Raw genomic sequence first — 5,626 nt, 5'->3', positions numbered from 1 at the left:
ATCAGGCGAAGGCCGCTTCCATGTACGGGAGTTACCGATACGAGTGATCAAGTTCGGCAGCCCGTTCGAGGTCACTGCTTAAAGATCAAGCTAGGAGGCGGGACCCGACTTGGGCGGGCGCGGCACCGGAACTGCGGCTGCGGCCGGGGCCGAGGCCGGCAGCCCCGGCTCTGGCTCTGGCTCTGGCTCTGGCTCCAGGTTGTTGTACTTCTCGATGTAGTCGGCGAGCCGGTCCATGTTCTCGGTCCCCCTGGCCCGGTAGGCCCGGGCCTGCGAGCGCATGTCCTCCTTGTTCTTGTTCTGGCCCAGCTTGAAGACACCGTCGACGCGCATGATCGGGATCTCGAAGCCCTGGATCAGCTGGAGGTACTCGTCGAACAGCGCGCTGGCCCGCCGGGGGAGCTTCCAGGGCTCCTTCGGCGCCAGCCGGGCCTCCTGGTCCTCGATCAGGTCGTCCAGCTGCCGGGTGGTGCGGACGTCGTCGAGCAGCCGGGGCCGGCCGGTGACGTGCACCCCCGCGTACGCCCAGGTCGGGAAGTGGGGCTCGGAGGCGTAGTTGTCCGGCGAGACGTAGGCGCTCGGGCCGGTGAACACCACCACGACCTCGACGTTGTTGGCGAGCTCCTGCGCGATCGGGTTGCCCCGGGAGAGGTGGCCGCGCAGCTTCCCGTACGGCCAGGCGTGCCGGTCCAGGACGAAGGGCACCTGGACGGCCGCCGGGCGGCCGTTGACGGACAGCGCCATCAGCCCGAAGGGGTACTCCTCGATCAGGTCCCACTGCTGTTCGAGACTGTGCGGGCTGAAGTAGTCGGGACGGTAGACCATCGTTGGCTCCTGTCGGTGTCGGGTCGTCAGCGGCGGACGAGGGCGCGGCCCCGGTGCAGCCCGGTGAGGTAGTCGACCACCGTGGCGCCGCCGTCGTGCGGCGCGATCAGGGCGACGTACCCGTCCGGCCGGACCAGCACCAGGCTCTCCGCCGACAGGCCGTAGGCGGCTGGCAGTTCCCCAAGCGCCGCCGTGCGGATCCCCGGCAGTCCGGCCTCGCGGACGGCGGCCAGGGCCTCGCCGCAGCTCGCGCCGAAGCCGATCAGCGTGAAGTGCGGGCCCCGGAAGAGGTCGAAGAGCCGCACCACCTGTCCGTCCAGGTCGAGGCAGTGGGAGTCGGGGGCGCGGTCTCCCGCCTGCACCGCGTGCTCCGCCACGATGCCCCAGCTGAGGGAGCTCTCGCGGTAGTTCAGGCCGAACTGCAGGGTCTCCTCGGTCAGCCCCACCTCGGCGCCGCCGGTCCCGTGCAGCATCTCCTGGAAGACGGCCTGGGTGCTGCCGGTACTGGTCCGCAGGGTCCATTCGGCAACGGGGAGGCGCTCCTCCTCGTAGGTGTCCAGCAGCGCCGAGTCCGCGCCGGCGTCCCCCTGCACCGCGAGCGCCAGCTTCCAGCCCAGGTTGTAGGCGTCCTGCACGCCGGTGTTCGCCCCGAGGGCGCCGAGCACCGGGTGCACGTGGGCGGCGTCGCCGGCGATGAACACCCGGTCCACGCGCAGCTTCTCGGCCATCCGCACGTTGATCCGCGAGGCGGAGAGCCAGGTCGCCGCGGTGACCCGGATCGGCATCCCGGTGACGTGGTCCACGGCCCGCTGGAGGGCCTCGATCGAGGGCTCGCTCGGCTGGCCGTTCTCGTCCGGCGGCGGGGTGGCCTGGATCTGCCAGGACCGGGTGCCCCTGAGCGGACAGAGCATCAGCACGCCGAGGTCCATGTCGAGCCACTGGTACCAGGCGTCCGCCGGGAGGCCCTCGATCTCGACGTCGCCGACCAGGAGCTTCTTCTCGTCCTCCGTGAACCCGGGGAACCCGATGTCCAGCGTCTTGCGGACGAAGCTGCGCCCGCCGTCGCAGCCGACCAGATAGTCCGCCTCGACCCGCTCGGTGCCGTCCGCGGTCTCCAGGCGGGCCGTCACGCGGTCGCCGTCCTGCTCGAACTCGACCAGCTCGGTGCCGAGTTCGACGGTGACGCCGTATTCGGCGAGGCGTTCCCGGAGAATCTCCTCGGCCCGCGACTGCGGCATGAAGTGCAGCCGGCGGAACGGGGAGTCCGCGGTCGGGGCATTGCCGAGGTACGGGATCGTCTCGCTGATCAGCTGATCCCGGCGGTACCGGCGGAACGGGAGACGCTGGGTGCCCGAGGCGAGGATCCGGTCGATCACGCCGAGGTCGTGGAACACCTCCAGGGTTCGGGGCTGGATTCCGGCCTTGCCCCGGGAGGCGCTGCGGAAGTCCGGCAGTTTCTCGATGATCCGCACGGACACGTCGCGGCGTGCGAGCTCCAGTGCGAGGGTGAGGCCGGTCGGACCGGCTCCGGTGATGAGGACGGCGGGGTGAGGCGCGGTCGCACCCGTCGAGGGCGCGCCGGCGATTTTCGCGTTGTTCACACCTCGGCACGCTAGGGGAGGCGCGTCCACCGTCCGTACCCCTAGCGTGCCCCTACCACCCCATTGCCGGACGGCCATACGACGCCAGCGATCGCGTGGCCTTCTCCCCCGTGACCAGCAGCGGAAGGTCCGACCTACGGGCCACGTTGAGCTTGCGGAAGATCTTGGTGAGGTGCTGCTCGACCGTGCTGACCGTGACGTACAGCCGGCGTGCGATCTCCCGGTTCGTGTGCCCTTCGGCCGCCAGGACGGCGACCCTCTGCTCGGCCTCGGTGAGGGCCTCCTCCTCGCTCGGGGCGAGGGCCGGCGGCCCAGCCGTGACGGCCCTGGGCTGCGCTTCCTCCTCGCCCGTCTGGACCTCGGGCAGGAGGGAACAGCACAGGGGCTCGGCCGAGCACTGCTTGGCCAGCCGGTAGGCCCGCTGGATCACCATCCGCGCCCGGCTCGACTGGCCGAGCACGTGGTGGGTCCGGCCCAGGTCGGCCAGGGCGTAGGCCAGTTCGAGCTTGCCTCCGCAGGCCTCGAGCCCGGTCACCGCCTGCCGCAGCATCTGGAGCCGGCGCCTGGGCTCGACCGTGCCCGCGAGGAGGCGCAGCGCCTTGCCGTGGATCCTGGGGCGGCTGGCGCCGTGCAGGGCGAGCTCCTTCTCCAGCAGGGGGACGGCGCGCTTCGGCTCGCCCAGGGCGAGCCAGGCCTCGGCGGTGGCGGTCCGCCAGGGCACCACGGTGCCGGGGTCGATGCCCCAGCGCTGGAGCGACTGGCCGCAGGCCATGAAGTCACCGTGGGCGGCCCGGAAGCGCCCGGTGGCCAGCAGGTAGTAGCCGCGCGCGTAGAGGTACTGCTGCCCGAACGGGGTCTGGAACATCGCCTCGGGTACCGGCTGGGCGAGCCGGGCCTGCGCCTCCTCGTAGCGGCCCATGGCGGTCAGCGCGTACACGGAGCTGGCGAGCGGCCGTCCGATGCCCAGTCCCCAGCTGCGCGGGGCGAGCCATTCGAGGGCGTGGGCGCAGTCCGTCTCGGCGGCGTGCAGGTCGCCGCTAACGATGTGGATCTGCGCCCGGAACGCCACCAGGACCGCTTCCCAGGTGGGGATGGCGCGCGAGCGGGCCTCGGCGAACAGCTCCTCGCACCAGGCCTGGGCGCGGTCCAGCTCGTCGGCGTAGAACAGCGCCATCAGCGCGAGGTTGACATGCTCCAGGGTCACCGGGCCGAGCGGGGACCGCTCCAGGACGTGTTCCGCGCCGGAGACGGCGCTCGGGACGGGTCCGTCCTTGAAGACGCTGGAGAGCGTGGTCGCCGCCTGGAGCCGGGTGTCGGCCGCGACGTTGGCCGGGACGGCCGGCCGCCGGGCTTCGGCCGGTGGCGCGGCCTCGGGCTCGGGGAAGGCGCGTTCGAGCAGCGGCGGGCACATCGCGGACAGCCAGGTCCGCAGGTAGTGGATCTCGGCGACGTCGTCCTCCCCGGAGGCGGCCGAGAGGTCGACCGCGAGCTCCAGGACACGGGCCGCCTCGTCGATGCAGCCGTGCCAGAAGAGGTCCTTGATCAGCGAGGACGCCTCCCGGACCGGCAACTGCCCCGCCTCCAGGGCGGCCGTGAGCTCGGGCAGCCTGCTCAGCGCGAGGACCGGGTCGACCTGCCAGGCGGCCCGGGAGCGCCACAGCAGCAGCCTGGCCGCCTGGCCGGGGTCGGTACTGGCACGGTGGGCCGCTTCGAACAGGCCGACCGCGCCGGCGAAGTCAAAGGCGTCCAGGGCCGTCTGCGCGGCCTCCTGGAGCAGTCCGACCGCCCACGGCTCGGGCTGTCCGGCGGCCATCAGGTGATCGGCGATCAGCCGTGGTTCGGCGCCCGCGTCCCGCAGGAGGACCGCCGCCTCGCGGTGGTACCGCGCCACGTCCTCGGCCGGGACCTCGGCCCGTACGGCCGCGGCCGCGGCCGGGCTGCGGAAGCCCCGGTCGGTGACCAGGCCGACGGCCCGCAGCTCGGTCACCGTGCGGGCCGTCACCCGGGCGCAGGACTGCCCGAGCGTCAGGGTCGACGCCTCGGCGCCGTACACGGCCAGCCGGTGGGCGAGTTCGGTGGATTCGGGATTGAGGCGCTGGAGGCAGTCGACGACGGCGAAGCCGAACGACTCCCCCGTGACCAGCCGCCGGTCCTCGCCGGGAGCGGCGGCCAGGTCCTCCACCAGGGCGGTGGCCAGCAGCGGGTTCCCGCCGCTCACCCGGGCGCACTCCTCGGCGAGCGAGTCGGCGACGGCCTCGCCGAGTTCGGCGGCCATGAGCTCGCGTACCTCGCCCGTGGTGAGGCCGCGCAGTCGGATCTCCCGGAAGAGCGGCTGCCGCGTGAAGCCAGCCCGGGCGCCCGCGTACGCCATCCGGAAGTCCGACCGCTCGGTGAGGACCACCATCACCCTGGCGGTGGAGACCCGCCGGGCGAGGTAGTTGAGGCAGCGCAGCGACTCCGCGTCCGCCTCGTGGACGTCGTCCACCACGACCACGACCGGAACGGCTTCGGACAGCGCGAGAACCACCTCGCACAGGCCGAACATCACCCGGTCGCCGGCCGCTGGGTCTGCGTGCGCCTCGTCCAGCGCCCGCAGACCCTCGTCCAGTAGTGCCCTGGCCCGTTCGCAGGCGGCGGACGGGACTCTCATCCGCATCAGCAGTTGACGCATGACCCCGAATCGGAGCCCGCGTTCCTGCGTCGATCCGCTGGCCTTCAGAAAGGCGGCGGCGGATTCCACAGAGGCTCTTTGAAATTTCTGCAGAATCGCCGTCTTCCCGGCCGCGGCCGACCCGGACAGCAGCACGATCGAGCCTTCGCCCGATCGACTGGCTGAAAGTGCTTCCACTAGTTCGGCGAACTGATCACGCCGCCCCACAAACATCCCCGACCCCCGTCGCACAGCTCAGCAGACTTCAGACCATCACACAAAACAGTATGCGTGATCTCCTATGTCAGGAGAACTACGAATTCGGGTCGATGAGGTGATCAGATCAATGAGACCTGCGTCACGTCACTTAGCCTCGATCTTTCGTGACGGGTCGTCGGATCTTCCGGCGGCCCGTTTTGGTTCGTGGGGTCGGTGATGGGCAGGGTGACGGCCCGTGAGCCGTGACACGCTAGTTGGAACCTGGTCACGGGAGTTGGAACCAGTGCGGCTGGCGCCGACTAGGCTCACCTCCATGTCCGAGCCAGCCCCT

The 5,626-nt window shown here is 71.2% G+C and carries 3 protein-coding genes; all 3 read right to left on the bottom strand.

Annotated features, from left to right (window positions below):
• Window positions 1–90: 90 nt before the first annotated feature.
• Genes ACIQIB_RS39120 through ACIQIB_RS39110 form a run of 3 tightly spaced genes read right to left on the bottom strand, consistent with a single transcriptional unit; the run spans window position 91 to window position 5,310 of the window.
• Window positions 91–825, bottom strand: coding sequence for an FMN-binding negative transcriptional regulator (locus ACIQIB_RS39120; RefSeq protein ID WP_400764200.1), 735 nt, complete (start codon window positions 823–825; stop codon window positions 91–93).
• A gap of 26 nt (window positions 826–851) precedes the next feature.
• Window positions 852–2,426, bottom strand: coding sequence for an FAD-dependent monooxygenase (locus tag ACIQIB_RS39115; RefSeq protein ID WP_400764198.1), 1,575 nt, complete (start codon window positions 2,424–2,426; stop codon window positions 852–854).
• A gap of 52 nt (window positions 2,427–2,478) precedes the next feature.
• The gene (locus ACIQIB_RS39110; protein ID WP_400764196.1) at window positions 2,479–5,310 is read right to left on the bottom strand and encodes an AAA family ATPase; all 2,832 of its coding nucleotides are present in this window, start codon (window positions 5,308–5,310) and stop codon (window positions 2,479–2,481) included.
• Between the last annotated feature and the right edge of the window lie 316 nt (window positions 5,311–5,626).

Source organism: Kitasatospora sp. NPDC092286 (genome assembly GCF_044755565.1).
GTDB lineage: Bacteria > Actinomycetota > Actinomycetes > Streptomycetales > Streptomycetaceae > Kitasatospora.
The sequence above is the reverse complement of the archived record's forward strand: the minus strand, read 5'-3'. Positions and strand labels throughout refer to the sequence as shown.